The organism is Xanthomonas euroxanthea (assembly GCF_900476395.1).
Lineage (GTDB): Bacteria > Pseudomonadota > Gammaproteobacteria > Xanthomonadales > Xanthomonadaceae > Xanthomonas > Xanthomonas euroxanthea.
In genome coordinates, this window is sequence record NZ_UIHB01000004.1 from 213,902 (window position 1) to 240,859 (window position 26,958).

Annotated in this window: 23 protein-coding genes; 13 read left to right on the forward strand and 10 right to left on the reverse strand. The window is 66.8% G+C overall.

Features of this window, described 5'->3' with window-relative positions:
• Window positions 1-34: 34 nt before the first annotated feature.
• The 7 genes from pyk to gap all read right to left on the reverse strand — a co-directional run bounded on the left by pyk (window position 35) and on the right by gap (window position 9,990).
• Window positions 35-1,501, reverse strand: coding sequence for a pyruvate kinase (gene pyk / locus CPBF1521_RS13345; RefSeq protein WP_104583696.1), 1,467 nt, complete (start codon window positions 1,499-1,501; stop codon window positions 35-37).
• Window positions 1,502-1,839: 338 nt separating this feature from the next.
• The gene (locus CPBF1521_RS13350) at window positions 1,840-2,493 is read right to left on the reverse strand and encodes an HAD family hydrolase (RefSeq protein WP_115677296.1); all 654 of its coding nucleotides are present in this window, start codon (window positions 2,491-2,493) and stop codon (window positions 1,840-1,842) included.
• Window positions 2,490-3,665 carry a phosphoglycerate kinase gene (locus CPBF1521_RS13355; RefSeq protein WP_115677297.1) on the reverse strand — a complete coding sequence of 392 codons (1,176 nt, stop codon included), beginning with the start codon at window positions 3,663-3,665 and terminating at the stop codon, window positions 2,490-2,492. Before CPBF1521_RS13355 ends, CPBF1521_RS13350 begins: the two co-directional genes overlap by 4 nt.
• A 328-nt stretch (window positions 3,666-3,993) precedes the next feature.
• Window positions 3,994-5,346, reverse strand: coding sequence for a DUF3999 domain-containing protein (locus tag CPBF1521_RS13360; protein ID WP_115677298.1), 1,353 nt, complete (start codon window positions 5,344-5,346; stop codon window positions 3,994-3,996).
• The gene (locus tag CPBF1521_RS13365; RefSeq protein WP_370659380.1) at window positions 5,343-8,108 is read right to left on the reverse strand and encodes a DUF2339 domain-containing protein; all 2,766 of its coding nucleotides are present in this window, start codon (window positions 8,106-8,108) and stop codon (window positions 5,343-5,345) included. The genes CPBF1521_RS13360 and CPBF1521_RS13365 overlap by 4 nt, the downstream gene beginning before the upstream one ends.
• A gap of 192 nt (window positions 8,109-8,300) precedes the next feature.
• Entirely contained in the window at window positions 8,301-8,771 is a 471-nt protein-coding gene (locus CPBF1521_RS13370) for a hypothetical protein (RefSeq protein WP_115677300.1), read from the reverse strand.
• A 217-nt stretch (window positions 8,772-8,988) separates the two neighbouring features.
• Complete coding sequence (gene gap, locus CPBF1521_RS13375) at window positions 8,989-9,990, reverse strand: type I glyceraldehyde-3-phosphate dehydrogenase (protein WP_115677301.1); 1,002 nt, start codon at window positions 9,988-9,990, stop codon at window positions 8,989-8,991.
• A 474-nt stretch (window positions 9,991-10,464) separates the two neighbouring features.
• On the opposite strand from gap, the gene CPBF1521_RS13380 reads away from it, so the two are divergent.
• The 9 genes from CPBF1521_RS13380 (at window position 10,465) to CPBF1521_RS13420 (ending at window position 17,136) form a co-directional block, all read left to right on the forward strand.
• On the forward strand, window positions 10,465-10,977 hold the full coding sequence (locus tag CPBF1521_RS13380) for an SgcJ/EcaC family oxidoreductase (protein ID WP_115677302.1): 513 nt from the start codon (window positions 10,465-10,467) through the stop codon (window positions 10,975-10,977).
• A gap of 287 nt (window positions 10,978-11,264) precedes the next feature.
• Window positions 11,265-11,888 (forward strand): OmpW/AlkL family protein, encoded by a 624-nt coding sequence (locus CPBF1521_RS13385; RefSeq protein ID WP_115677303.1) that lies wholly within the window; start codon window positions 11,265-11,267, stop codon window positions 11,886-11,888.
• Window positions 11,889-12,007: 119 nt separating this feature from the next.
• Window positions 12,008-12,622: an OmpW/AlkL family protein gene (locus CPBF1521_RS13390; protein WP_104648881.1), complete on the forward strand. Its 615-nt coding sequence runs from the start codon at window positions 12,008-12,010 to the stop codon at window positions 12,620-12,622.
• Window positions 12,594-13,526, forward strand: a complete 933-nt coding sequence (locus CPBF1521_RS13395) for a S1/P1 nuclease (protein WP_235858455.1) — start codon at window positions 12,594-12,596, stop codon at window positions 13,524-13,526. Before CPBF1521_RS13390 ends, CPBF1521_RS13395 begins: the two co-directional genes overlap by 29 nt.
• A 13-nt stretch (window positions 13,527-13,539) precedes the next feature.
• Window positions 13,540-14,364 carry an MBL fold metallo-hydrolase gene (locus CPBF1521_RS13400; RefSeq protein ID WP_115677398.1) on the forward strand — a complete coding sequence of 275 codons (825 nt, stop codon included), beginning with the start codon at window positions 13,540-13,542 and terminating at the stop codon, window positions 14,362-14,364.
• A gap of 75 nt (window positions 14,365-14,439) precedes the next feature.
• The gene (gene modA, locus CPBF1521_RS13405; protein WP_115677399.1) at window positions 14,440-15,216 is read left to right on the forward strand and encodes a molybdate ABC transporter substrate-binding protein; all 777 of its coding nucleotides are present in this window, start codon (window positions 14,440-14,442) and stop codon (window positions 15,214-15,216) included.
• 15 nt (window positions 15,217-15,231) lie between these two features.
• Entirely contained in the window at window positions 15,232-15,918 is a 687-nt protein-coding gene (modB, locus tag CPBF1521_RS13410) for a molybdate ABC transporter permease subunit (protein WP_180497036.1), read from the forward strand.
• Window positions 15,918-16,532 (forward strand): molybdenum ABC transporter ATP-binding protein, encoded by a 615-nt coding sequence (gene modC, locus CPBF1521_RS13415; RefSeq protein ID WP_115677306.1) that lies wholly within the window; start codon window positions 15,918-15,920, stop codon window positions 16,530-16,532. Before modB ends, modC begins: the two co-directional genes overlap by 1 nt.
• A 46-nt stretch (window positions 16,533-16,578) precedes the next feature.
• Window positions 16,579-17,136: a flavin reductase family protein gene (locus tag CPBF1521_RS13420; RefSeq protein ID WP_115677307.1), complete on the forward strand. Its 558-nt coding sequence runs from the start codon at window positions 16,579-16,581 to the stop codon at window positions 17,134-17,136.
• 18 nt (window positions 17,137-17,154) lie between these two features.
• On the opposite strand, the gene CPBF1521_RS13425 is transcribed toward CPBF1521_RS13420, so the two are convergent.
• From CPBF1521_RS13425 to CPBF1521_RS13435, 3 genes are read right to left on the reverse strand one after another with little or no spacing between them, the layout of a single operon-like run.
• Window positions 17,155-17,739, reverse strand: coding sequence for a hypothetical protein (locus CPBF1521_RS13425; RefSeq protein ID WP_115677308.1), 585 nt, complete (start codon window positions 17,737-17,739; stop codon window positions 17,155-17,157).
• A complete protein-coding gene (locus tag CPBF1521_RS13430; RefSeq protein WP_115677309.1) occupies window positions 17,739-19,037 on the reverse strand; it encodes a TonB family protein in 1,299 nt (432 codons plus the stop codon). The genes CPBF1521_RS13425 and CPBF1521_RS13430 overlap by 1 nt, the downstream gene beginning before the upstream one ends.
• Window positions 19,027-19,395 carry a BlaI/MecI/CopY family transcriptional regulator gene (locus CPBF1521_RS13435; RefSeq protein ID WP_126947566.1) on the reverse strand — a complete coding sequence of 123 codons (369 nt, stop codon included), beginning with the start codon at window positions 19,393-19,395 and terminating at the stop codon, window positions 19,027-19,029. Before CPBF1521_RS13435 ends, CPBF1521_RS13430 begins: the two co-directional genes overlap by 11 nt.
• A gap of 150 nt (window positions 19,396-19,545) precedes the next feature.
• On the opposite strand from CPBF1521_RS13435, the gene CPBF1521_RS13440 reads away from it, so the two are divergent.
• The 4 genes from CPBF1521_RS13440 to CPBF1521_RS13455 all read left to right on the forward strand — a co-directional run bounded on the left by CPBF1521_RS13440 (window position 19,546) and on the right by CPBF1521_RS13455 (window position 26,956).
• Complete coding sequence (locus CPBF1521_RS13440) at window positions 19,546-21,504, forward strand: acetyl-CoA hydrolase/transferase C-terminal domain-containing protein (protein WP_181901228.1); 1,959 nt, start codon at window positions 19,546-19,548, stop codon at window positions 21,502-21,504.
• Between the two features lie 131 nt (window positions 21,505-21,635).
• Window positions 21,636-22,811, forward strand: coding sequence for a phosphatidylinositol-specific phospholipase C1-like protein (locus tag CPBF1521_RS13445; RefSeq protein WP_115677311.1), 1,176 nt, complete (start codon window positions 21,636-21,638; stop codon window positions 22,809-22,811).
• Window positions 22,812-22,947: 136 nt separating this feature from the next.
• Entirely contained in the window at window positions 22,948-25,662 is a 2,715-nt protein-coding gene (locus tag CPBF1521_RS13450; RefSeq protein ID WP_115677312.1) for a TonB-dependent receptor, read from the forward strand.
• A gap of 370 nt (window positions 25,663-26,032) precedes the next feature.
• Window positions 26,033-26,956, forward strand: coding sequence for a L,D-transpeptidase family protein (locus CPBF1521_RS13455; protein WP_181901239.1), 924 nt, complete (start codon window positions 26,033-26,035; stop codon window positions 26,954-26,956).
• Window positions 26,957-26,958 lie beyond the last annotated feature (2 nt).

Here is a 26,958-nt window from a genome sequence, read left to right on the forward strand (position 1 = left end):
CGACCTGCGACGCACGCGCGGCTCAGGCCAGGCGTTACAGCTCGCCCAGGCCGCTGGCGCGGCCGTCCTCGCCCACTTCCAGCAGGCGGAGCGTGTTGGTGGCGCCATGGGTTTCCATGTGCTCGCCGCTGGTGAACACCACGCGGTCGCCCGGTCCCATGCGCTCGTTCTCCACCAGCAGGCGGATCGCCGCACGTGCGGCTTCGCGCGGGGTCAGGCCGCGGCTGTCGAAGCTGATCGGGAACACGCCACGCATCATCGCCATGTGGCGGCGTGCGCCATCGTGACGGGTGAAGGCGTAGATCGGCATGTTGGAACGGAAGCGCGACAGGTAACGCGGCGTGCCGCCGGACTCGGTCAACGCGACCACGCCGGCCAGACCGATGTGTTCGGACAGGAACATGGTCGCCATTGCGATCGCCTGGTCGGCGCGCTGCAGGTTACGTTGCGCCGCTTCGAAGTCGGTGTCGAACTCGAACTGGCGCTCGGCACCCAGACAGATGCGTGCCATCGCTTCCACCGCACGCACCGGATAGGCGCCGGCCGCGGTTTCGGCCGAGAGCATCACCGCGTCGGTGCCGTCGATGACCGCATTGGCCACGTCCAGCACTTCGGCGCGGGTCGGGATCGGGCTTTCCACCATCGACTGCAGCATCTGCGTGGCGGTGATCACCACTTTGTTCTGCGCCAGCGATTCGCGGATGATCTTCTTCTGCAGGCCCGGCAATTCGGCATCGCCGATTTCCACGCCCAGATCGCCACGCGCCACCATCACCACGTCGGAGGCTTCGACGATCTCGACCAGGTTCTCGATCGCTTCGGTGCGCTCGATCTTGGACACCAGCGCGGCATCGCAGCCGTGCTGACGCGCGATACGGCGCGCATCGTTCATGTCCTCGGCGTTGCGGCAGAACGACACCGCGATGAAGTCCACGCCGATCTTGGCGACGATGCCGATCAGCTCCTTGTCGCGCTCGGTCAGCGCGCCCAGCGACAGGCCGCCGCCCTGCTTGTTCAGGCCCTTGCGATCGGACAGCACGCCATCGTTGAGCACGGTGGTGACGATGCGCTGACCCTGCACCTCGGTCACCTGCAGCTGCACCAGGCCATCGTCCAGCAGCAGCACGTCGCCGGCGGCCACGTCCTGCGGCAGGCCGAGGTAGCTGACGCCAACCTGGTGCTGGTCGCCCGCGGGCGCATTGGGGTCGGCCACCAGGTCGAAACGCTCGCCGGTGGTCAGCTTGATCTTGCCTTCGGCAAAGCGTTCGACGCGGATCTTCGGACCCGGCAGGTCGGCCAGGATGCCGACTTCGGCTCCGACGCGGACGGCCGCGGCGCGCACTTCGGCAGCGCGCTTGGCCTGGCCGGACGGGTCGCCGTGGCTGAAGTTGAGGCGCACCACGTTGACGCCGGCCTTGAACAAGGCCTCCAGTACACCGGGCGGATCCGTCGCCGGTCCGAGCGTGGCAAGGATCTTGGTGCGGCGTTGACGTTCTTTCATGATGGCCTCCCTGTAAAAGCCGCGAAACTTAACACACGCGTCACCTACCGAGGATGGCATTGCGGCATAGCCACCCTCGCATTCCGGCATGTCCTGTAGACAGTGCGGGACAGTACGTACGCTTTCCGCAGCGCGCTGGGCGCGCGGCGGGTTGTTGCTGTGGGCTGCCACCCTAACGCGGCAGCGGTGAAGGTCCCACGGTTCGCAGCAGTCAGCAGACGACAGCGAGCGGACGCGGGGGCGCCGACGCTGCACGCCCCTCGCCGCCTGCGCATGCGGCCACGCCCAGGCGAGCGCCGGCCGCGCTCGCCTGGCAATGTGCGCGGCTGCGTGGTCCGTCAGTCCTGTCCATCGATCAGGGCGCGCAACTCGGCAGGGGTGTGTGCGATCGCACCCGCACCTGCGCCCCGCAGCTCGGCTTCGTCGCCGAAGCCCCACAACACGCCGATGCTATGGATGCCGTGATGGTTGGCGCCATCGATATCCATCCGGCGGTCGCCGATCATCACGCAGCCGGTCTTGGCAATGTCCAGGCGTCGCAAGGCTTCGGCAATCAGGTCCGGCTTGAAACGGCGCTCGCCGTCTTCGCTGGCCCCGATCACGTTCTCGAAGCACGCACCAAACGGCAGATGCTCGACGATGCGGCGCGCGTAACGCTCGTTCTTCGAGGTCACCACCGCCAGGCGATGACCGGCGCGCTGCAGGTCGCTGACGACTGCACCGATACCGTCGAACACGCTCAGTTCGGTCCAGCCCACCGCGTCGTAACGCTGGCGATACGCTGCCAGTGTGCGCTGCACCAGCGCCGGATCATCAGGAAAACAGTCGGTGAAGCTGTCGCGCAGCGGCGGGCCGATCCACGCGCGCAGGGTTTGCGGCGAGGGTCGCGGCTGGCCCACCGCGTCGAAGGCATGCACGATGCTGGCGACGATGCCCGGCTCCGAATCGACCAGGGTGCCGTCCAGATCGAAGAACAGCGTGGCTGCACTCACTTGCCGCGCGCCTCGAGTGCCGCCACCGCCGGCAGGGTCTTGCCTTCCAGGAATTCCAGGAACGCGCCGCCGCCGGTGGAGATGTAGGTGACGTCCTTGGCGATGTCGTACTTGTCCACCGCGGCCAGGGTGTCGCCGCCACCGGCGATCGAGAACGCCCTGGAGCTGGCGATCGCACGCGCCAGGGTTTCGGTGCCGTGGCTGAAGGGCTCGAACTCGAACACGCCGACCGGCCCGTTCCACACCACGGTGCCGGCACTGGCGATCAGCTCGGCGTAGCCCGTGGCGGTCTGCGGGCCGATGTCCAGGATCAGATCGTCGGCCTCCACCGCATCGAGCGACTTCACCGTCGCCTCGGCATCGGGCAGGAACTGCTTGGCGACGACCACGTCGGTGGGCAACGGAATCTCCGCGCCGCGCAGCTTGGCATCGGCGACGATCTGGTTGGCGGTGGGAATCAGGTCCGGCTCGCTCAGGGACTTGCCCACCGCATGTCCGGCCGCGGCGATAAAGGTGTTGGCGATGCCGCCGCCGACGATCAGCTGGTCGACCTTGTTGACCAGGTTGGACAGCAGCTCCAGCTTGGTGGACACCTTGCTGCCGGCCACGATCGCCAGCAGCGGCTTGGCCGGGTTGTCCAGTGCCTTGGCCAGCGCATCGAGTTCGGCCATCAGCAGCGGGCCGCCGGCAGCCACCGGCGCGAAGCGGATCACGCCATGGGTGGAGGCCTGCGCGCGATGCGCGGTGCCGAAGGCGTCCATGACGAACACATCGCACAGCGCGGCGTACTTGCGCGCCAGGGTTTCGTCATCCTTGCCCTCGCCGACGTTCATGCGGCAGTTTTCCAGCAGCACCACCTGACCCGGCGCCACCTCCACGCCATCGACCCAGTCGCGCACCAGCGGCACGTCCACGCCCAGCAGCGCGGTCAGGCGCGCGGCCACCGGCGCCAGCGAATCCTCCTCGGTCCAGCTGCCTTCCTTGGGGCGGCCCAGGTGCGAGGTGACCATCACCGCGGCGCCCTTTTCCAGCGCCAGCTGGATGGTGGGCACCGACGCGGTGATGCGCTGCTCGGAGGTGATCTGGCCGTTGTCGATCGGCACGTTGAGATCCTGGCGGATCAGCACGCGCTTGCCGGAGAGATCGAGGTCGGTCATGCGGACGATGGACATGGGGTCAGCTCGCTAGGTCTGGGGAATGGGGAATGGGGATTCGGAAATCGGGATTGGGGAATCAAAAAGCAGCCGGTACACGTGGCGCCGATGTCTGGACGCTGCGCGGATGGGTGGCGTGGGGCAGCCGTTGCACGCTGGCGTTGCGCCCGCGTGCAGGTCGCGGAGATTGCAGCTTGCCTGCCGCGCATGTCGCCGCCCATACGGCTGACGATGCGGGGGATGGTCGGTCGAGGACGACGGGCAATGCGGCTGCCTTGGCGACGGGGGATGCCCATTGTCGGACCTTCGCGCCGCAGCGGCAAACCGCGGTGCGGCGCGCGGGTCGTCAGGGGCTGCGATTGGCCGCCGGGCTGCGCAGCAGACTCACGGCGAAACCACCAACCAGCACGGCGCCGCCGATCAGCAGCCCCCACAGCAACCAACGCTTCCAGTCGCGCGGCGTGGCGGCCGGCTGCAGCGCGGCATCGCCGGCCAGCGGCTGCGCCTGCGCGGCGATGCTGGCCGGCGCCGGTTGCCACTGCGCGCCGCGTTCGCGGCGCAGCGCCTGCAGCATCGAGGCCAGTGGCGCGTCACCGCGTTGCACGCGCGCGCTACCCGCGACCATGGCATACGGCGGCTGCCCCTGGGCGAGGAACATCATCCGCTCCGGCTGGTAGCCCACGCGCAGCGTCGGCCTCGCGGTGCTGCGGCCTTGTGCGGCGAGCAAGCGCCATTGGCGATCACGCACCGGGGCCGACAGCTGTTGCGGCGGGGACGCGGCGGCCTTGCCGGCACCGAGTCGATACGCCAACCACGGCCCGGCGCGGCGCAGCCACGGCGCGTCATCGGCATCACGGCTTTCCACGATCCATTCGACCGCCTCGGCCTGACCGCCGCTGACATCGACCTGGGTGACCGGAAAGCGCCCGGGCAAGGCATACAGCACCGCCTTGTCCTGTGCGGTGCCCGGCAACTCCAGCCACTGCGATTGCAGCGGCGCAGCGACGCCGTCCAGTTCCGCATCGACCGCGCGCAAGGCCGGCAGCGCGCCCGACACCGGCACGATGCGCAGATAGCGCGCGCCCTCGTCCAGCGCGATACGGCGTTGCTGCAGACGCTGCGCCTGGTTGTCCAGCGCCATCACGGTGGCGTCGGCGGCCAGCACGCGCCAGTCGCGCAGATCGTCGCTGCCTTCCACACGCAGCCGCGCCTGCACCGGCGTGTTGCCGTCCCAGTCCAGCCACAGCGCACGCGGACGATCACCCAATGCGCTGGCATCGATCAGCCAGCTGCCACCGGCACCTGCAGCGGCGCCGGTGGCAAAACGGCCTTCCAGCCGCCGCACCGCGCCACTGGCATCGCGTTCGGCGATCAGTTGCAGGTCGCCGTTGGCAGGCGCCGCACCGGCCGGCAGCGCAAACACGGGCAGGCGTTGCCGACGCGGTGCGGCAGCCGGCGCGGCATCCACCGGCAAGAGCGCGGCCGGCATCTCCTCGCCACGCGCATCGATCACCGTGACATCGCGCAGCCCTGCGTCCTGTGCGCTGCGATAGATCGCTGCGTTCAAGCGCAGCTGATACAGGCCGGCGTCCGAGCCGGCCACCTGCAGCGGCCACTGTTGCCGATAGTCCTGGCGCACATCGGCCGCCTGCGCCATCAGCGGCACCAGCAGCAGCCATCCCCATTGCCTCGATTTCATGCCTGTTCCTTGTCGACGCCATCGTCTCCGACGGCCTGCGCATCGGCCACCGGCTGGCGCGGCGGCGCCGGTGCCAGGTAGCCCACCACGGTGCACAACAGGCCATAGGCCATGAACGAGCCGATGCCAAGCAGATTGCCCAGATGCTGGCGGTCGACCAGCACCAGCTTGGCCAGCACCAGGCCCATCAGCAACGCACCACCCAGCCATAGCCCACGCTGACCGCGCCGCGAGCCGATCACCCAGCCCAGCACACCCAGCACGCTCCACACGATGGTCAGGCTGGTCTGCGACAGGGTCGCGCCGATCAACCCGGCGTCCCATGCCACGCCACCCCAGTGATGCACGCTGTGCAGGGTGCTGCCGGTGACCAGGGCCCAGCCCAGGACACCCAGCGCGGTCACCCGCCACCGTTGCACGACCAAGGGCGCGTGCGCAGACCACGCCCACCGCGCCAGCAGGGCCAGCACCGCCAGTTGCGCCAGCTCGGCCGGATTGAGCAAGGGCAGCCACGGCAATGGCGCGGCGCTCACCGGGTCCAGCAGCACGATCAGCCAACCGCTGCCCAGCACCGCGAACACACAGCCCAGCAACGGGTTGCGTGCCCGATCGAAGCCGGCGCCTTGCGGCCACGCCAGCCACGGCCAGCGCAACAGGCCCACTGCCGCCACGCCCAACCAGGGCGCGGCCAGCAAGGCGCAACGCCAGCCATTTGCCAGCATGTACGTATCGGCCAACCACGCCACGCCCAGCGACACCACCAACGGCCACAGCAGCCACCAGATGAACTGCGCGGCTACGGCGCCTGCGCCGTGCTGCCTGCGCAGGCACCACAGCGCGCGCGTGCCTGCCACGGCGAACGCCAACCAGGCCAGCGCCCCCCAATGCGCGAACGGTTGTGTATGCGCATGGCATTGCCACAGCGCCAACGGCGCAGCCAGCGCCAGCCCGGCCATCGCCGTCCACACCAGCGCCGTTGCCGGGCGACGCCGATGCACCTCGGCGGCCAGCCACACGGTGAGCGCGACAAAACCCAGCAGCAGATCCGGCTCGCTGCGCAGATCGCCGGCAAAGCGCAGGATCTCGTGCACGCCGCACAGCGTCCACCAGCCCAGCCCCCACAGATACGCCACCAGCGCGCGGCGCGGCTGCCCTGCATCGCGCAGGAACCAGGCACTGGCCCAGCCGGCCAGTGCAAGCAGCAGGGTGCTCATGCATGTGGCGTTGGCTACCGCCACCGCGTCGTAACGCCAGGCATCCACGCCGAAGGCGACACCCACCGCCGCCAGCAACTGCAATGCCACCCCGCTGAACTGCGAGATCCGACGCCGTTGCCGCAGCCCCAGCCACAGCAGACCGGCACCCTCCAGCGCAAAGACGCTGGCGGTGGCACGCGCCGACAGTGCCAGCGGCACGGCCAGGGTGGCAAAACCGACCGCCAGCATCGCGTGCGCCTGGCCCAGCAGACGCGTGGAGGCACGCCGCAGCAACCAGCCGGCCAGACCCGCGTACAGCGCAGCCACCGCCAACGCGCACAGCGCCAACGGCAAGCGTTCACCATCCAGCAGGCGCGCCTGCAACGCGAAGGCCACCAGCGGGGTGCCGAACAACAGGCTGCCGTCGATGCGCTTGCCCGCACTGCCATCGCCACGGCGCGCGTGCAGGACCGGGATTGCCACATACATGGCGAAGAACAGCAGCAGGAACGGCTCGGTGGTGGCAAATTTCGCCGGGGTGTATTGCAGCGCGCCCCACAGCGTGCCGATGCCGAAGGTGAAGGCGAATCCGAGCAGGTTCAGCACCCGCCACGGACGCGTCCAGGCGATCGCCACGATGCCGGCGTTGAGCACCGCGTAATACGCAAACAGCGCGACATGATTGCCGCTGCCGGTGGACAGCCAGATCGGCGCAAGGAAGCCGGCCAGCACCCCCAGCACCGCCAGCGTGCGCGAATCCTGCACCACCGCCAGCACGCACATGCCGGCAATCAGCACCACGCTGATGCCCATCGCCAGGCCTGCGCCGAGCAGCCCGTACAACTTGAACGCGGCAAACACCGTCAGCAGCAAGCCGCCGATGGCGCCGCCCTGCAACGCCAGCGCAAAGCCGGGCCGCTGCAGCCGCTGCTTCCAGCCCAGGACCAGGCCGGCGAGCGCCAGCACACTGATGCCGGCCAGCCGCAGCTCGATCGGCATGCGCATCCAGCCCTGGTCGCTGGCGTACTTCAACAGCGACGCCACGCCGGCCAGCAACACCAGCATGCCGACCTTGACCGGCACGTTGCCTTCGGTGAACCAGCGCTTCACCGCGCTGGCCGCGCGCGCCAGCGGGCCTGGTCCGGACGGGACGTCGTGCGCTTGCTGCTCGAATTCCGCAGGCGCAGCGGCCAGGGGCGGTGCTTGGACTGCACTGCGCGCCGTAGCAGATGCGGGCACCTGTGCGGGCAATGATGGCGGCATCGGTCTCGGCATCGGCGCGACCGGCGACGGCGCAGCGTGCACATCTGCGGCGGCAGGCCGCTCAGGGGCGCCAGACCCAGACAGGCCGAGGTCGGACGCCTCCTGCGCCCCCCATGTACCGACTGGCGACTGCATTGGGCTGTGCACCGCCGCCGCGTCCGCGCCGCCTGCGCCGCTGGCCTGCCATTGCGCAAGCCGCTGTTCCAGCGCATCCACGCGCCGCCGCAGGCCGGCGATCCACACCAGGGCAATCACCAACCCTACCGGCACCGCAAGCAGCAACAGCACCACCGACACGATCATCGTTTCCAACGCATAACCCCTGAGTCGGCATCCGGCCGAATGCGCGAACCATACAGGCTCAGGACGCGTCTGGGCAGCCAGTCACTGGCTGAAGCGCAGCGACGCGATGCCGTCAGGGACGCCGGCACGCAATGGCTACAGGCATGGACATGCCCCCAAGAAAAACGCCCGGTAGAACCGGGCGTTTGAACATCATTCGCGGTAGCCGCTGTCGTTCTTGTTATGGATGATCCAGATCAGGTTGCCGCCGGTGTCCATCGACTTGCCAGCGAACACCAGACGCCCCTGGCCCTTGTAGGCCATCTCATACCGGTAGCGGTCGCCGCCGAAGAAGAACGGGATGAACGCCTTACCGGTCACGTAGGAGCCCTGATCGTTCGGCTGACCAATCAGGTCGGTGACCTGCTTCATCGGCATGCCGATCTTCAGCTGGGTGAACTTGCTGTCAGGCGCCGGCTTGCCGGTGATCTCGCCTTCGTAATCGTTGATGCCCTTGACCGTTTCGCCATAGCCCGCCTCGACATCGGCCGACTTGATCACCTCGCCATCGGCATTCATCCAGGCCGGCGTACCGGTCTGCTTTTTCGCGGCCCAAGTGGTCGACGGAGCCGACACCGCAATCACCACACCGAGCGCCAATACGCCCGCCAGAAATTTACTCATGAGTTTTGTTCTCTCGATCCATGGAGTTCCCCGATCCTTCGTACACGACACGGGAACGACCGCCGTGCCCGCAAATTAGCGCACGTGGGCCTCGCAAAGTCCACTTCCCGTACTGCCGACGACGCGGTGACGGCATCAGCACACGTCACGTTCCGGCACATACAAAACGAAAGGCCCCGGCATGCCGGGGCCTTCACTCGTCGCCTAGGCGCGAGGTTTACTTCGCGACAACCCGCACCATTTCCAGGCACTTGTTGGAATAGCCCCACTCGTTGTCGTACCAGGACACCAGCTTGACGAAGGTCGAATCCAGCGCGATGCCGGCGTCGGCGTCGAACACCGAGGTGCAGGTTTCGCCGCGGAAGTCGGTGGCCACGACCTTGTCTTCGGTGTAACCCAGCACGCCCTTCAAGGCGCCTTCGCTCTGCGCCTTCACTTCGGCACAGATCTCGGCATAGGTGGCCGGATTTTCCAGCTCGACGGTGAGGTCGACCACCGACACGTCCGAGGTCGGCACGCGGAAGCTCATGCCGGTCAGCTTCTTGTTGAGCTCGGGAATCACCACGCCCACGGCCTTGGCGGCACCGGTGGAGGACGGAATGATGTTCTCCAGGATGCCGCGCCCACCGCGCCAATCCTTGTTCGACGGGCCGTCCACGGTCTTCTGCGTCGCGGTGGCCGCGTGCACGGTGGTCATCAGGCCGCGCTTGATGCCCCACTTGTCGTTGATCACCTTGGCCAGCGGCGCCAGGCAGTTGGTGGTGCACGAGGCGTTGGAGACGATCGCTTCGCCGTTGTAGGTCTTGTCGTTGACGCCGAACACGAACATCGGCGTGTCGTCCTTGGACGGTGCCGAGAGGATCACCTTCTTGGCGCCGGCGTCGATGTGCTTCTGCGCGGTTTCCTTGGTCAGGAACAGGCCGGTGGACTCGATCACCACGTCGGCACCGACCGCATCCCACTTGAGGTTGGCCGGGTCGCGCTCCTGCGTCAGGCGGATCTTGTTGCCGTTGACGATCAGCGTGTTGCCGTCGACCGACACATCGGCCTTGAAGCGGCCATGCACCGAGTCGTACTGCAGCATGTAGGCGAGGTAATCGGGCTCGAGCAGGTCATTGATGGCCACGATCTCGATGTCATTGGCGAAGTTCTGCACCGCAGAGCGCAGCACGTTGCGGCCGATGCGACCGAATCCGTTGATGCCAACCTTGATTGCCATGTTCACTAGCTCCTGCGGCCGCGATGGCGCGGCGGATGGAAAGGGACCGCCATTCTAGCAGCGTCGCACTCCCGCAGCCGTGCTGCAGCCAGCGCTGCGGCATGTGGCGCCAGGACGTTGTGCCGTGGTGCATGCGGGGCGGGAATCGGGAATCGGGAATCGAAAGGTGGGCAGGCTGTGTGGGTGCCGTCAATCGACAAGGTGATGAGCTCGGCGCTGCAAGCACGATGCGGTATGGGCTGACGCCTGCCTGACTTGAGGGCCCGCGACGATCTGAGGTGCGGCACGGACGCGGCAATCGAAAACACGCCTTATTTTCGATATATCCAAATTATTTCAATTACTTAAATTCTACGTCTATACGCTGAAAGGCGTATCGATGCATATGCCGAACAGCAGCATTTCGGCGCTCCGTGGATTTCGATACTGGCCGTGCCTGCTGAGGCACCCATCCATCACAACGGAGATTCCCCCATGCGTCGCACCTTTCTCTCTCTGGTCCTGGCACTGGCCGCCACCCCGGCGCTGGCTGGCGGCGTGATGCACTACACCGACAAGGCCACCTTGCCCACCGATGGCGAAGCGCGCGAAGTCGCTGCGCTGTTCGACACCTGGAACGCGGCACTGGCCACCGGCAACCCGCACAAGGTGGCCGATCTGTACGCGCCGGACGGTGTGTTGTTGCCGACCGTGTCCAACGAGGTGCGCGCCTCGCGCGCGCAGATCGAAAAATACTTCGCGATGTTCCTGACCAAGAAGCCGCAGGGCGTCGTCAACTACCGCACCGTGCGCGTGCTCGATGACGACAGCGCAGTGGATGCCGGCGTCTATACCTTCACGCTGACCGACAAGGACGGCAAGAAGAGCAAGGTGCAGGCGCGTTACACCTTCGTGTACGAAAAGCGCGACGACAAGTGGCTGATCATCAACCACCACAGCTCGGCGATGCCGGAAGTGGATGCGCCCAAGCTCGCCAAGGCCAGGTAAGTGCGCGATCCCTGCCGCCATCCGCTCGCTGCCGGCTCCCCCGCGCATGCAGGCGTCGGAGTTCCTTCCCCGCCGCCGCTGGCGCCAGGCGCCTGGCGTCGCAGCGCAGAAGCGATGCGCCGGTGCGATCACCGGCACGGCGCAGATCGCTGCTGCCGGTGCCGGTCCCTGGTCACCTCCGCGCATGACCTGTCGCGGCAGCGCGCGCAGCGATTGATCAGGATCAAGGCATCCATCGGGCAAAGCCCCAAGACTTCTTCCATCCTCTGCACACAACGGGAATTTCCATGCGCATGCGCTCTACCCTTCTGCTCGCCGGCCTGGCCGCCGCCTTCGCCAGCGTCCCCGCACTGGCTCAATCCAAAGGCGACTGGACCGTTGCCGTCGGTGCCCACCAGGTCGCTCCCAAATCCGATAACGGCCGCCTGGTCGGCGGTACGCTCGAAGCGGACGTCGGCAAGGACATCAAGCCCACCTTCACTGCGGAATACTTCATTGCCGACAACCTGGGCATCGAAGTACTGGCTGCGCTGCCGTTCGAGCACGACATCGCGCTGCGCGGCCTGGGACGTGTCGCCAGCACCAAGCATCTGCCGCCGGTGATTTCGCTGCAGTACCACTTCAACAGCCAGGGCAAGCTCTCGCCGTTCGTTGGCGCGGGCATCAACTACACCCGTTTCTTCAGCACCGACACGCGTGGCGCGCTGGCCGGCAGCGAGCTGGAACTGGACGACTCCTGGGGCCTGGCCCTGCACGCAGGCGTGGACTACAAGCTCAGCGAGCGCGGTGCGCTGCGGGTGAACCTGCGCTGGATCGACATCGATACCGAAGCGCGCCTCGACGGCAACCGCATCGGCACGGTCAACATCGACCCGCTGGTCTACGGCGTGGCCTACGTGCACCGCTTCTGAGCCCGGCAGCGTGCGCGATGCATCTCTGGCACACTTGGCGTCCAGGGACGTGAATCCACCGCCGGAGTTGCGGACAGGTTGGCCACGTCGACCGCCTGTCCGACCTATCCGGGGATTCCATGAGCATGCTGATTCGTACCGCCCTCGCCATCGCACTGGCCGCCTCGGCCGCACCCGCCCTTGCACAATCGGCCGGCCACTGGACCACGGGCTACGGCGCCGGCTATGTCTCGCCCAAGTCCGACAGCGGCAGCTTCGGCGGCACGCGTGCCGAGATCAAGGGCGCCCCGACGCTGTCGTTCACCTACGAATACTTCCTGCGCAACAATCTCGGTATCGAGGTGCATGCCGCGGTAGCGGGCAAGCACGATCTGGAGCTTGAGGGCGTCGGCAAGGTGGGCAGCTACTGGTCGGTACCGCCGAGCGTGCTGTTGCAGTACCACATCAACGGCTACGGCACGGTGTCGCCGTTCGTGGGTGTCGGCATCAACTACACCACGTTTGTCGGCGAGGACGTCGATGACGCCTTCGGCAGCGGCGACCTGCGCTTCGACGACTCGGTGGGCGCCACTGCACATATCGGTGTGGACTACATCTTCAACGAGCGCAGCGGCCTGCGGGTGGATGCGCGCTGGACCGATTCGCGCAGCAATGTCGATTTCAATGGCAGCCGGCTGGGCAAGGCGCGGATCGATCCGCTGACCTATGGCGTCTCGTACCTGGTCTATTTCTAAGCCTGCCGCAGACGCCGCGCTGAGCCGTGGCTGTGGTCGGACCGGGACAGCCATCAAACCGTCCCGGACCGATGCGTACAATTGCCGGATGAAGACCTTCTCCCCTCGCCTCCTCCTTCTTGCCGCAACCGTTGCCGCGGCACTCCAGCCCATCAGCGCCTTCGCCTGGGGGCCGCAAGGCCACCGCCTGGTGGCGCGCATTGCCGAGACCGAGCTGAGCCCGCAGGCGCGGGCACAAGTGGCGCAATTGCTGAAAGGCGACGCCAATCCGACACTGGCCGGTGTCGCCACCTGGGCCGACGAATTGCGCGAGCATGATCCGGACCTGGGCAAGCGCTCCGGCCCGTGGCATTACGTCAATCTCGGCGAGCACGACTGTACGTACGAGCCGCCGCGCGACTGCCCGGACGGCAACTGCGTGATCGCCGCGCTGGATCGGCAGACCGCGCTGCTTGCCGATCGCAGCCAGCCCCTGGACGTGCGTCGGCAGGCCCTGAAGTTCGTGGTGCATTTTGTCGGCGACATCCACCAGCCGATGCATGCCGGCTACGCGCACGACAAGGGCGGCAATGCATTCCAGCTGCAGGTCGCTGGCAAGGGCAGCAACCTGCATGCGCTGTGGGACAGCGGCATGCTCAACGACCGCCAGCTTGATGACGACGCGTATCTGCAACGCCTGCTGGCGTTGCCGGCGACCGCGGCGACATCGCCGGTGCTGCCACCGCCGGCTGCGGCCTGGGCGCAGGCCTCCTGCAGGATCGCGATCACGCCCGGCGTTTATCCGGACAAGCACGTGTTGCCGGACGGCTACATCGCGACCTATCGTCCGGTTGCCGAGACGCAATTGCGCGAGGCTGGCGACCGACTGGCTGCCGTGCTCAACGCGGCGCTGGCCACGCACTGAGATGGAGACGCCGATGCAGCCCGAGGTGCTTGCGTTCTTCCACGCCGACAGCAACACCTTCACCTATGTAGCCGCTGACGCGGCGACCGGGGCGGCAGCGGTGATCGACCCGGCGCTGGACTATGCGGCCGACAGCGGCGCGGTCGGCACGCGCGCCGCGCAGGCGATCGTCGATGCCATCGCCCACCGCGGCTGGCAGGTGCAGTGGCTGCTGGAAACCCATGCGCATGCCGATCACCTGTCTGCCGCGCAGTGGCTGAAACAGCACTGGCCACAGGCACGCATCGGCATCGGCGACGGCATTCGGGACGTGCAGCAGACGCTCGCGCCACACTACGCGCTGCCGGAAGACTTCCGTGCCGATGGCTCGCAGTTCGATCACCTGTTCGCCGATGACGAGCGCTTCGCCCTGGGCACGCTGCAGGTACGTGTCATCGCGGTGCCCGGGCATACCAGCGACAGCATCGCGTATCTGATCGGCGATGCGCTGTTCCCCGGCGATTCGTTGTTCATGCCCGACGCCGGCACCGCGCGCTGCGATTTCCCCGGTGGCGATGCACGGCAACTGTTTGCCTCGATCCAGCGCATGTACGCACTGCCGGAGGACACGCGCGTGTTCGTCTGCCATGACTACGGCCCGGGCGGCCGCGACGTGGCCTACCAGACCAGCATCGGCGAACAGCGGCGCAGCAATATCCATGTGCGCGATGGCGTGGAGGTCGATGCGTTCGTGGCGCAGCGCCAGGCACGCGATGCCACGCTGCCCGAGCCCAGGCTGATCCGGCCGGCATTGCAGACCAATCTGCAGGCCGGCCGCTGTGACGGAGTGGTTCGCTGACGCGTCAGCGTGGCCGCCACGCGGCGCATCGCGCGCAGCCGCTATGATCGGTGCCTGACCCTGCTGGAGCCCCCCATGCGCACGATCGGTTTTTGGCAGCGCGCGTTCTGCGTGCTGATGCTTGCCCTGCCCGTCCTGGCCACGGCGCAGACCGCGCCGGTGACGGTGTTTGCTGCGGCAAGCCTGAAGGAATCCATGGACGAGGCCGCGGCCGCCTACCAGAAGGCGACCGGCACGCCCGTGCGCGTCTCCTACGCCGCCAGCTCTGCACTGGCACGCCAGATCGAGCAAGGCGCACCGGCAGACGTGTTCTTTTCGGCCGACCTGGAATGGATGGACTATCTGCAGCAGCGCGGCCTGGTGCTGCCGGCGCAGCGTCACAACCTGCTCGGCAATACCCTGGTGTTGATCGCCCCGGCCAGCAGCAGGCTGCGCGTGGATCCGCGCCAGCCGGGCGCAATTGCCAGGGCGCTCGGCGAGCGCGGTCGGCTGGCGGTGGGCCAGACCAACAGCGTGCCGGCGGGCAAGTATGCCGCCGCAGCGCTGCGCAAGCTCGGCCACTGGGACGGCGTGAGCAATCGCCTGGCCGAGTCGGAAAGCGTGCGCGCCGCGTTGATGCTGGTCTCGCGCGGGGAGGCGCCGCTGGGCATCGTGTACGGCTCGGATGCACGCGCCGACCCCAAGGTCCGCGTGGTTGCCACCTTCCCCGACGATAGCCACGAGGCCATCGTGTATCCGGTTGCCGCGTTGAAGAACAGCAGCAATGCCGGCACCGCCGCGTTCGTGCAGTGGCTGGGCAGCAAGCCGGCCGGGGCGATCTTCGTGCGCCGTGGTTTTTCGTTGCAGGATTGAGGCGCGCCGTTGTCGATGTTCACCCCGCAGGAGCTGACCGCGATCGGCCTGAGTCTCAAGGTCGCCATCGTTGCAGCCATCGCCAGCCTGCCGCCAGGCATCGCCTGTGGCTGGCTGCTGGCGCGGCGGCGCTTCCCGGGCAAGGCGCTGCTGGATGCCCTGCTGCATTTGCCGCTGGTGATGCCACCGGTGGTGACCGGTTACGCGCTGCTGGTGGTGCTGGGCACGCAGGGGCCGGTCGGCAGCTGGCTGCTGGAGCACCTCGGCATCCAGTTCGCATTCCGCTGGACCGGTGCGGCGCTGGCATGCGCGGTGATGGGGTTCCCGTTGATGGTGCGCGCGATCCGCTTGTCCATCGAAGCGACCGATCGTCGCCTGGAAGCGGCCGCCGCCACGCTCGGCGCGGGCCCGTGGCGGGTGTTCTTCAGCATCACCTTGCCGCTGGCCTGGCCTGGCCTGGTGGCCGGCACGGTGCTGGCGTTCGCCAAGGCCTTGGGCGAATTCGGCGCGACCATCACCTTCGTGTCCAATATTCCTGGCGAAACCCAGACCTTGTCGTCGGCCATCTACGGGCTGATGCAGGTGCCGGGCATGGAATCGGGCGTGTGGCGGCTGGCCGGCGTTGCGTTGGCGATCTCGCTGGCGGCGCTGCTGCTGTCCGAGTGGCTGGTGCGCAGACCGCATCCACGCGAGGACGGCTGATGCTCGATATCGACCTGCACCTGCAGCGCGGCAATTTCCAACGGCATGTCCACATCCAGGACCAGGCCCGTGTGGTGGCCCTGGTCGGCCCCTCCGGCGCGGGCAAGAGCACGGTGCTCAACGCAATCGCCGGGCTGGTGCGGCCGCAGGCCGGGCATATCCGCATCGACGGGCGCTGCCTGTACGACGCCCGGCAAGGCGTGGACCTGCCCACGCACAAGCGCAGGATCGGCTACGTGTTTCAGGATGCGCGGCTGTTTCCGCATCTGGATGTGCGCCGCAACCTGCGTTATGGCCGGCACGCCCGAGGCGCGGCGCCATTCGGCTTCGACGACGTGGTGGCGCTGCTGGGTATAGCGCCGTTGCTGCAACGCCGGCCGCGCAACCTCTCCGGGGGCGAAGCGCAGCGTGTGGCGATCGGCCGCGCCTTGTTGTCGCAACCGGCGATCCTGCTGTTTGACGAGCCCTTGTCGGCGCTGGATCAGGCGCGCCGCGAAGAACTGATTCCCTACCTGCAGCGCGTGCGCGACGAGATCCGCCTGCCGATGTTGTACGTCAGCCACAATCCCGATGAAGTGCAGCGCATCGCCGATAGCGTGCATGTGCTGGAATGAGCGCATCGACGCCGTCGATCGCCCCATCCAATCAGCTGGTGTGTCCATGAAACAGTATCGGAAACATGCATTCCCGGTGGAGCAGGTGCGCCGCTTCCTCGAACCCGGGCCGGTGGTGCTGGTGAGCTCGGCCCACAAGGGCCAACGCGACATCATGACCATGGGCTGGCATATGGTGCTGGAGTTTTCGCCCTCGCTGATCGCCTGCTGCATCGCTCCCGGCAACCACAGTTTCGAACTGGTCCGGCGCAGCAAACAATGCGTGATCAATCTGCCGACCGCCGAGCTGCTCGACACCGTGATCGGCATTGGCAACAGCAGCGGTGCCCAGATGGACAAGTTCGACCACTTCGGGCTGACTGCCGTCCCCGGCCAGCAGGTCGCGGCGCCAGCCATCGCCGAGTGCTACGCCAGTTTCGAATGCCGCCTGCACGACGGGCGGCAGATCAACCGCCACGCCCTCTTCGTCTGGGAAGTGGTGAGCGCGCAGGTGGCCAGGCGGCCTGCGCTGCCCAGGACGGTGCATTACCGCGGCGATGGCCGCTTCATGCTGTCTGGCAAAGAAGTCTCGCGGCGGCGCCTGTTCGCACCTGAAATGCTCTGATGACAGCGATGCGCATGTTCATTGCGCCACCTTGCCCTGCCGCACGCTGACCCTGCCCTGCCGTACTTCGAAGGTGAACGCGAACGACAGCGTCACCGGTACCGGTTCCTCGCTGATCGCGCCGCTGCAGTCGTCAAGCGCCGCCGGCTGCGCCACGCCGGCGGCAAACGTGCACAGTGCGGCCGGCACGAACCGCCATTGCTGCACCGTGGCACGCACTGCCTGCAGCAGATCAGCGTTGTCCGGCAGCAGACCGGCCGCGCATTCGTCGCGATCGGACATGGGGTCGACGCGCTGCACCGCGCCGTCGGCGGCCAGGATCACATGCGCGCATACGGTGGTCGGCGGCAGTGTCTGCCGTGGCGAGTCGGCCGGCAGCACCGGCGCATCGCTGCGCAGTGCGCGCGGCATCCGGAAACGCTGTGCCGGCGCCAGTGTGTAAGACCGGATGGAGCCGCCGCCGTCACCGCCCGACTGCGCGCTCAGCATGCGCTGGTCCACCGAATCTTCGCGCTGGCTGCGCTGCTGTTCCTGCACGCCCTGCGTTGCACATGCGCCGAGCGACAGCGCCAGGGCTGCAGTGCATATCGGAGTAAATCGCATCACGGCTTCTCCTGCATTGCGCAGCCTGCCGAGGCACAACCGGCAAGACGGCTGGACGCTGGTGCATCCGGGCGCGCGGCGCCGGCATCGGCAGCCGTGGACGTTTGCTCCGGCGCATCCAGTTCGAACTTCACCGGCACGCGCACCGTGGAAGCAATCGCCCTGCCATGTGCAGACGCAGGTGTCAGCCGCCAATGACGCGCTGCCTCCAGCACCGCTTGATCGAACACACCGGCCGGCGTGCTCTGCACGATGGCGATGTGCTGCGGTACGCCGCCAGGGTCGACCTCAATCTGCAGTTCGACAAAGCCCTCGATACCGCCGTCGACCGCGGCTGCCGGATACCTCGGCGGTTGCATCGTGGAAAAATCCACCGCGTTGCCCGCCGCCGGCGCCGGGTGTGCCGGCAACGCAATGCGCGCCGGCTGCACGGCCCAGGCAGCGGTGCTGATCGTCGCCGCCAGCAGCAGCACCATCACCACGCGCCAGCGCGCATGCCCGGCAGCTGCGGGTAAACCGCGCAGTGCCGCGATCCGTTGCGCCAACGGAGGCGACGCAGCCCAATGACAGACCAGTTGCGTGCAACCGGCACCAAGCTGGGTCTTGAGCATGGCCGTGGCGTAACTGCGGCGCTTGCCCGGATGTTGCGCCAGCACGGCCGCATCGCAGGCCAGTTCCTGGTCCAGCCGGAACGCACGCCAGGCCAGATGCATCAGCGGGTTGAACCAGCCGATGCAGAGCATCAGCGCTGCCAGCAGATTCGCATGCAGATCGCCGCGCCGCAGATGCATGCGCTCATGCGCCAGGATCAGCGCGCGCTCATCGGCGTCGTAGCGCACGCTGAAATCGGCCGGTACCACGATGCGCGGACGCCAGAGTCCCAGCGATGCAGGAAGGCCGACATCGTGCGTGGCCGACCAGAGCCGGTGGTCGAGCCGGTGCAACGGCCCCAGGCGGCGCAGGAAACGCCGTTGCCGCGTCCACACTCCGAACGCCATCACCACCGCGCCGCCCAGCCACGCTGCCGCCAGCCAGCTTGCCCACGCCTGGCCTTGGCCCTGCACGCTGGAGAGCGCCGGCAGGGCAGTCAGCGCCGGTAACCTCGGCACCGCCACGCCGAGAGACGGGCCTGGCAACACGGCCGCCACCAGGGCCAGCGGGACGCAGGACCAGATCGCATACGCCGCGGTGGCACCCGACAGCTTGCGCAGCGGGCGACGCAGGAACAGGCAGACCAGCAGCGCGACGGTGATGTACAGCGTTGCGCGCGACACCAGGACCCAGGCCTCAGGGTTCATCGTCCAGCTCCTTGATCAGTTGTTTCAGCTCCGCGATATCGGACGCGCTGAGTTTTCCGCGCTCGCTGAAATGCGCCACCAGTGGCGCCACCCGCCCACCGAACAGGCGTTGCAGCAACCCCTCGCTCTGTTGCTGCACCCACTGCTCGCGCGCCAGCACCGGCGAGTAGAGATAGCGCCGCCCTTCTTTCACCGCGCGGATGGCGCCCTTGCCAAGCAGGCGGTTGAGCAGGGTCTTCACCGTCGGCTCGGCCCAGTTGCTGTGGGCAGCCAGCGCGGCGACCACGTCGTCGGCGCTGCGCGGCGCCGCATCCCAGAGCACCTGCATCACCACTGCTTCGGCTTCGCTGATCGGCATGCGATTACATCCGTAATTTTTACCGATTACGCATGTAAAACTTTGACCTGTCAAGCCCGTCCCAACAGCGTTGCGGCAACGGGTGCATCAACCCGGTCTTGTCGGCAGTCCGGGTAACCACCCCGCCATCGCCTCGGCTACCCTGCACCGATGACTGACCATCTGACCGACCTGCCCAGCGCTGTTGCGCACATCCTGCAACGCCTCGACGGCCCGCTACGTGTCGGCGCGCCGCTGGGCATCGGCAAGCCGCACCGGCTATTGAACGCGCTATATGCGCAGCTCAAGCACACGCCCACGCGGCCACTGGCGCTGTATACCGCGTTGTCGCTCAACCCGCCCAAGCCGGGCACGGGGCTGGAGGCGCGCTTTGCGGCCCCGTTCATCGCGCGCCATTTCGGCGAGGATTTCCCGCGTCTTGCCTATGTCGATGACATGCTGCGCGATGCACTGCCGGCGCATGTGCAGGTGGAAGAGTTCTACATGCAGTCCGGCGGGCTGCTGCACTCCACCCAGGCGCAGGCCGATTACACCAGTCTCAACTACACCCACGCTGCTGCCGCAGTGGCGCAGCGTGCACCGAACCTGATCGTGCAGAAAGTGGCGCGCGAACCGGGCGCCACGCGGCTGTCGTTGTCGTGCAACAACGACATCACCCAGGACACGCTGGATGCGGTGCAGGCACTTGGCCTGCCGCGCCCCATGCTGGTGGCGGAAGTGGACACGCAACTGCCGTGGATCGGTGGCACCGCGGCGGTGGAGGAGGCCTTCTTCGACCTGGTCATCGACCTGCCCGGTCCGTCGCCGCGCCTGTTCGGCCTGCCCAGGCAACCGGTGAACAGCGTCGACTACGCCATCGGTCTGTATGCCAGCACGCTGGTCCGCGATGGCGGCACCTTGCAGATCGGCATCGGCACCCTGGCCGATGCGCTGAGCCATGCCTTGGTCTTGCGACACACCGACAACGCCACCTATCGGCGTGTGCTGCATGCGCTGGACCCGGAACTGGAACAACACCCTGCCGTGCGGGCCAGCGGTGGCCTGGCGCCGTTCGAGACCGGCCTGTATGGCTGCAGCGAAATGCTCAATGAAGGTTTCAAGCAGCTGGTGGACTGCGGCGTGATCCGCCGCAAGGTGCACGATGATCTGCCGCTGATGCAGCGCATCGCCGACGGTGGCGCCGACGCGGCCGATCACGCGCGCCTGGCACGCGAAGGCGAGTTTCTGCACGGCGCGTTCTATCTCGGCTCGCCGGATTTTTACCGCTGGCTGCGCGATCTGGACGCGGACACGCGCGATGCCATCGGCATGCGCCGCATCAGCCAGATCAACCAGCTGTATGGCGGCAACGAAACGCTGGAGCGCCTGCAACGCCGCGATGCGCGCTTCTTCAACTCCTGCATGATGGCCACCGCGCTCGGCGCGGCGGTGTCCGACGGGCTGGAAGATGGCCGTGTGGTCTCCGGTGTCGGCGGCCAATACAACTTCGTGGCGATGGCGCATGCCTTGCCGCAGGCGCGCAGCGCGTTGATGCTGCGGGCCACGCGCGATGCCGGTGCGCACGCAGCGAGCAATGTGCGCTGGAACTACGGGCACACCACCATCCCGCGCCATCTGCGCGACCTGTACATCACCGAGTACGGCATCGCCGACCTGCGCCACCAGACCGACCAGGACTGCGTGCTGGCGATGGCCGGCATCTGCGATGCACGCTTCCAGGACGCATTGCTGGCGAGCGCCAAGGCATCGCGCAAGCTACGTGGCGACCCTGCATTGCCTGCGCGTGCACGACGCAACACACCGCAGGCGCTGGAACAGGCGCTGGCGCCGTTCCGTCGCGATGGCAGCCTGCCCGACTACCCGCTCGGCAGCGACTTCAGCGAGGTCGAGCAGCGCGTGCTGCGCGCCCTGACCTGGCTCAAACGCGCAACGGCCGGCAACAGCGCCAAGCTGTTGACCCTCTGCCGCGCACTGCTGTCACGCGATACCGCCGATGCAAGCGGTGCCGCCGCTCTGCAGCGGATGGCACTGGATGCACCACGCAGCAGTGCCGAGCGCGTGCAGGCACGGCTGCTGGCATATGCCTTGCGGAAAACCGCAGTGCACTGAGCCGTCCGTGTCGCGAGACGCGAGGCCATGGCGCGTTTTCCGCAATATGACGCACGACGGCAACACGGCGGAAAGCCTTGCGTCAGATTTGGCCGCGATGATGGCGGGTACCTTCTTTCCGGCCTGGCTGCATGCGCTTGCTCCCCGCTGTTTCGGCGTTGAATCCACGCAATGACCGCAGAACGAAGCCATCGCGCGCGAAGCGAAGCAGCACACGCAGCGCAGCATGCCTTGGCCTGCTGCTGATGGCCGGCGCGACCGCGCACGCCGCTCCCCGCCTCACCGACCTGCAATACATCGGCAGCCATAACAGCTACCACGCCGGCTTCGCCCCCAGCGAAGCGACGCTGCTGCAACAACTGAGTCCGGAGCTGTTCGCGGCGCTGGATTACCGCCATCCGCCGCTGAGGCAACAACTGGACGATGGTGTCCGGCAACTCGAACTGGATGTCTTCGCCGATGCCAACGGCGGCCGCTACGCGCACCCGGCCATCGTCGCGCAGCTCGCCAAGGCCGGCTTGCCACCCGCAGCGCCAAGCGCACCGGCCGGGGTCATGGACAAACCGGGCTTCAAGGTCATGCATGTGCAGGATGTGGACCAGCGCAGTACCTGCCAGCCCTTGATCGCCTGCCTGCAGGAAGTGCGCGCGTGGTCGACGCAGCATCCCGGGCATGTGCCGATCTTCATCCTGCTGGAAACCAAGCAGGCGCCGATGCAACTGGCCTTTCCGACCGTGCAGCCGGAGCCGTTCGATCCGGCGGCGATGGATGCATTGGATGCCGAACTGCGCTCGGTCTTTCGACCCGGCGAGTACCTCAGCCCCGATCAGGTGCGTGGCAGCGCAGCCACGCTCGACGCCGCGGTGCGTGCGCACGGCTGGCCGGCGTTGGACCAGGCGCGCGGCAAGGTGGTGTTCCTGCTGGATCAACGTGCGGCCGGTGCCAGCTACCTGCCCGGGCATCCGTCGCTGCGCGGACGCGTGTGCTTCACCAATGCCGTGCCTGGCCAAGACGATGCCGCGTTCACCGAACTCAACGACGGCCCCGCCGAGACGATCACCCAGCTGGTGAAAGCCGGCTATCTGGTACGCACGCGGACCGACGCAGACCTGAAGGAAGCGCTGCGACACGACACCACCCGCCGCGACCGCATGCTGGCCAGTGGCGCGCAGTTGCTCAGCACCGACTTCCCCGCACACGAGCCGACCGGCAACGGTTATGTGGTGCGTTTCGACGGCGATGCCGTCGCACGCTGCAATCCGCAGCTGGCGCAGGCGCACTGCACGGGCGTCGACCTCAGGCATTGAGTCGCGATCGCGATCGTCGTCGCAATCCCGGCCCCAAGCACAGCGCTGTCGCAAAGGAAGGCGTCGGCGACGCACGCCCGTACCCGCGTCACGAGGGCCGGGCACCCCACGTTCTCCAACCACGCGAGCCAACTGCATGCAGCCCCCCCGCACCATCCATCGCCTGACCTGCGCCATCGCGCTGGCGCTGTCCGCCCCTGCGTTTGCCGAGACGCCGGAGCCTGCCACCACTACGCTGGATTCGGTGAACGTGCAGGCCAAGCACGCCGCCACACCGGGATCGCTCAACGAACAGCGCCTGTCCAGCAGCGTCAACAGCGTGATGAGCAAGCAGCAGATCGATGCGATCCCCTCGGGCGGCATCGCCGATGTGGTCTCGCATATGCCGGGCCTGTCGGCATACAGCGACATGCATCTGGGCCAGGCCACCACCGGCGAAAACGCCTACGTCAGCATTCGCGGCATGGACGCCAGCTACAACGCCTACACGCTCAACGGCTTCGGCATGCCGGAAACCGATTCGTCGACACGTGCGATCTCCTTGAACATGCTGGCGCCGTTCGGCATCCAGTCGGTGCAGGTGTCCAAATCCCCCACGCCCGACATGCCCGGCGATTCGATCGGCGGCGCGATCGACATGCGCACGCCCAATGCCTTCGACTTCGGCCAGGATCTCTACGCCAAGAGCACCGCGCAGGGCCAGTTCAACGCGCTGGCTTCGAAGCTGGGCGGCAAGCACACCGGCGGCACCTTCCAGCAGGAGCTGGCCTGGAAATTCGGCGATGGCCATGCCTTCGGCCTCTACGCATCGGCGTATTACGGCAAGAACAACAACATGGCGCAGGCGCCGGCGCCCAATAGCAAATACCTGCCGGCCGATCCCGCATTGGCCGCTGCAACCGACCTGCGCGATGTCGGGCCGTTGATCAGCACCCGCTACAAGTACAGCCTCTACACCAGCCAGATCGAGCGCTACGGCGGCAATCTCTCGCTGGATTGGCAAGGCGACAACAGCGCGCTGTATGCGCGTGCCATCTACGGCAGCTACGGCGTCACCGGACAACAGGACCAGTCCAGCGCGCGCCTGGAAACCTATCGCAACCAGCCCACCGCGGTGCGCGGCGGCTATTTCAACACGCACGATATCGACGAAAAACTGGCGACGCTGCAGCTGGGAGGCCAGACCACGCTGGAGCGCTTGCGCTTCGACTACGGCAGCTCGGTCGGTCGCGGCACCCGCAGCCGTCCAGACTACGTGTCGGCCAGCCTGTATGGCTTTACGCCCGGCAGCTTCGCCTTCGATCTCAGTAACCCGCGCTATCCCAGCATCGCGCCGAGCACGCCTGCCCTGCAGGACTTCTTCTACAACCTGGATTCCTCGTTGTTGTGGAAGGTGCAGGGGCATGACGCCGGCAGCCACGACAACCGCATCAACGCGCACACCGATATCACCTACCAGGTCGATGGCGATGTGCTGGACAGCGTCAAGCTCGGCCTGTCTGCCGACCACTCCGATCGCGGCGCCTACGATCACCCGTTCTTCCACAAGGACGGCAACTTCGTCACCAACGGGCCGTATTTTGGCGGACCCAATTACGCCTTCCCCACTGCAGGCGGGCCAGCGCTGAGCGCGATCCCGGGCCGCGTCACCTATAACGCCTTCGATGGCCGCTACGCCGGCCCGTTCAAGCTGCTGGACCGCAACTGGATGCTCGCGCAGGCACTGCCCTACAAGTACGTCAACGATCCCAACGGCGCCGGTGTCTATACCGCCAACGACTACAACGCCAACACCACCTCCAGCACCGAGGCGATCTATTCCGGTTATGCGATGGCCGCGCTGCATGTGGGCTCGGTGAGCGTGCTGCCCGGCGTGCGCTACGAGCTGACACGCTATTCGGCACAATCCTGGCAGTCCAGCGGCGACGGCAGCACCGGCAGCTTCGTCGGCACCGGCAGCACCTACGGACAGGTGTTGCCGGGCATCAGCGTCAACTATCGCCCGGATGATCTCACCGTCTACCGCGCCTCGTTGCGCCGCAGTTTCAGCCGCCCGGCATTCGGCCTGATTTCCGGCGAAACGGTGTACACCATCGACGACACCCAGCAGGTGGTGGGCATCTCCAAGCCCAATCCCGACCTGCATCCGAGCAAGGCCGACAACGCCGATCTCTCTGCCGAATTCTACGACCACAGCGGCGGTGTGCTCAGCGCATCGACCTATTACAAGCGCATCACCGGCTTCATCTACACCTCGCAATCGGCCACCAGCAACGACAACACGCTGGGCGGGCTGGTACCGACCGGCACCACCTTCGAAAACGGCGTGCCGGTGACCATGCCGCAGAACGGCGGCACCGCAACCCTCTACGGACTGGAGCTGGCAGCGAACAAACGCCTGCAGGGACTGCCGGGACTGTGGAGCAACGTTGGCGTCAGCGCCAACCTCACGCTGCAGCACAGCCAGGCGGACAGCAAACGCAGCGATCAACCGGAAAAGACCTGGCTGCCGCGTGCACCCGAGCGCATCTACAACCTGGATCTGTTCTACGACGATACGCATCTGCGCACCGACCTGAGCTACAACTACACCGGTCTGCAATTGCTTGGGCTGACCAGCGACCGGCTCAACTATTACCTGCAACCGGTCAAATCGCTGGACTTCACTGCGACCTATCATCTGCCGCACCACGTCGATGTGGGGGTGTCGGCCAAGAACCTGCTCAATGCTGCCACGTTCTACGAAACCCAGGGCAGGTCCAAGCGCTACATGGCCTATGACCCCGGTGCCGACGGCGCCTATGTGCAGACCGGGCGGGTGTACATGCTGACCTTGGGCTACACCTACTGACGGCGGATCGGCAGGCAGCTGCGGCGCGATGTCTGCCGCTGCAGGGACCGGGTTTGCACTTGCTCTCGAATCGATCGCCTGACTGACACCCGGGCGATCGATTGCTGCATCGTGCACGACGAACGCCATCGTCCGGGAAGAAACCCAGCCAGGCGGACACATCGCATCGACAGCTGCGCGGAAGAGAAATCACAGATATCCACGCACGATTCGCATCGAGACCGCGTCGTCAGTCAGTCCCGGTGCAGCCATTTCACACAGACCACGCAGGCGGCTCGGGCAAGGTGCGCACATGCCTCTTTCGGACCTGCTCATGCCACCACGCATCCACGCTCGCGCCTGCTTGCTCGCCCTTGCTCTGGGCACCTCCCTGTCCGCACTGGCGCAAGCGCCGCAGCCCGCCGCCGCACCTGCTGCGGCAGCAACGCCCGCTGCGACCGTCGTGCCGACTGGTCCGCGCTCGGACCTGCATGCGCAGGTGTTGCTGGATCGTGCGCATTTCTCGCCGGGACAGATCGATGGCGAGCGTGGCTCCAATCAACAGCGCGCCGTGTCGGGATTTCAGGCTGCGCACAAGATCAAGGTGACCGGCGAGCTGGATGACGCCACCTGGCAGGCCTTGCAGGCCGACAGCACGCCGGCGCTGGTGCAATACACGCTCACCGATGCCGATGTGGCCGGACCGTTCCAGCCGATTCCGAAGGGACCGGCCGAACAGGCCAAGCTGACGTCACTGGGCTATACCTCTGTGGACGAGGCGCTGGGCGAACGGTTCCATGCCGCGCCGGAGCTGCTGCGCCAACTCAACCCCGGCGTGGACTTGAACAAGGCCGGCGGCGTGATCCAGGTGCCGAACATCGACGGTGTCCCGCCGTTGGCCAAGCCGGCCAAGCTGGTGGTCGACAAGTCCGAATCGACGCTGCGCCTGTTCGATGCCGACGGCAAGGTGTATGCGCAGTTCCCGGTGTCTTCCGGCAGCAAGCACGATCCGCTGCCGATCGGCCGCTGGAAGGTGCTGGGCGTCGCGCGCGATCCGGTGTTCAAGTACAACCCCAAGCTGTTCTGGGACGCGAAGAAGGGGGACCAGAAGGCTACCCTGCCGTCCGGCCCGAACAATCCGGTCGGCCGCGTGTGGATCGATCTGTCCAAACCACATTACGGCCTGCATGGCACGCCGGAACCGGGCCATGTCGGCAAGACCGAATCGCATGGCTGCGTGCGCCTGACCAACTGGGACGTGGTCAACCTGTCCAGCGTGGTTGGCCCGTCCATGCCGGTGGTGATGCAGGAGTAAGC

Bases quoted from the DNA above. Each gene is read 5' to 3' on its own strand.
- CPBF1521_RS13370 (WP_115677300.1), bottom strand. From the start codon at position 8,771: ATGAGTAAATTTCTGGCGGGCGTATTGGCGCTCGGTGTGGTGATTGCG.
- CPBF1521_RS13365 (WP_370659380.1), bottom strand. From the start codon at position 8,108: ATGATCGTGTCGGTGGTGCTGTTGCTGCTTGCGGTGCCGGTAGGGTTG.
- CPBF1521_RS13400 (WP_115677398.1), top strand. From the start codon at position 13,540: ATGCAGCCCGAGGTGCTTGCGTTCTTCCACGCCGACAGCAACACCTTC.
- pyk (WP_104583696.1), bottom strand. From the start codon at position 1,501: ATGAAAGAACGTCAACGCCGCACCAAGATCCTTGCCACGCTCGGACCG.
- gap (WP_115677301.1), bottom strand. From the start codon at position 9,990: ATGGCAATCAAGGTTGGCATCAACGGATTCGGTCGCATCGGCCGCAAC.
- CPBF1521_RS13390 (WP_104648881.1), top strand. From the start codon at position 12,008: ATGAGCATGCTGATTCGTACCGCCCTCGCCATCGCACTGGCCGCCTCG.
- modB (WP_180497036.1), top strand. From the start codon at position 15,232: ATGTTCACCCCGCAGGAGCTGACCGCGATCGGCCTGAGTCTCAAGGTC.
- modC (WP_115677306.1), top strand. From the start codon at position 15,918: ATGCTCGATATCGACCTGCACCTGCAGCGCGGCAATTTCCAACGGCAT.
- CPBF1521_RS13380 (WP_115677302.1), top strand. From the start codon at position 10,465: ATGCGTCGCACCTTTCTCTCTCTGGTCCTGGCACTGGCCGCCACCCCG.
- CPBF1521_RS13395 (WP_235858455.1), top strand. From the start codon at position 12,594: ATGGCGTCTCGTACCTGGTCTATTTCTAAGCCTGCCGCAGACGCCGCG.
- CPBF1521_RS13385 (WP_115677303.1), top strand. From the start codon at position 11,265: ATGCGCATGCGCTCTACCCTTCTGCTCGCCGGCCTGGCCGCCGCCTTC.
- CPBF1521_RS13355 (WP_115677297.1), bottom strand. From the start codon at position 3,665: ATGTCCATCGTCCGCATGACCGACCTCGATCTCTCCGGCAAGCGCGTG.
- CPBF1521_RS13450 (WP_115677312.1), top strand. From the start codon at position 22,948: ATGCAGCCCCCCCGCACCATCCATCGCCTGACCTGCGCCATCGCGCTG.
- modA (WP_115677399.1), top strand. From the start codon at position 14,440: ATGCGCACGATCGGTTTTTGGCAGCGCGCGTTCTGCGTGCTGATGCTT.
- CPBF1521_RS13360 (WP_115677298.1), bottom strand. From the start codon at position 5,346: ATGAAATCGAGGCAATGGGGATGGCTGCTGCTGGTGCCGCTGATGGCG.
- CPBF1521_RS13420 (WP_115677307.1), top strand. From the start codon at position 16,579: ATGAAACAGTATCGGAAACATGCATTCCCGGTGGAGCAGGTGCGCCGC.
- CPBF1521_RS13445 (WP_115677311.1), top strand. From the start codon at position 21,636: ATGCGCTTGCTCCCCGCTGTTTCGGCGTTGAATCCACGCAATGACCGC.
- CPBF1521_RS13435 (WP_126947566.1), bottom strand. From the start codon at position 19,395: ATGCCGATCAGCGAAGCCGAAGCAGTGGTGATGCAGGTGCTCTGGGAT.
- CPBF1521_RS13440 (WP_181901228.1), top strand. From the start codon at position 19,546: ATGACTGACCATCTGACCGACCTGCCCAGCGCTGTTGCGCACATCCTG.
- CPBF1521_RS13430 (WP_115677309.1), bottom strand. From the start codon at position 19,037: ATGAACCCTGAGGCCTGGGTCCTGGTGTCGCGCGCAACGCTGTACATC.
- CPBF1521_RS13425 (WP_115677308.1), bottom strand. From the start codon at position 17,739: ATGCGATTTACTCCGATATGCACTGCAGCCCTGGCGCTGTCGCTCGGC.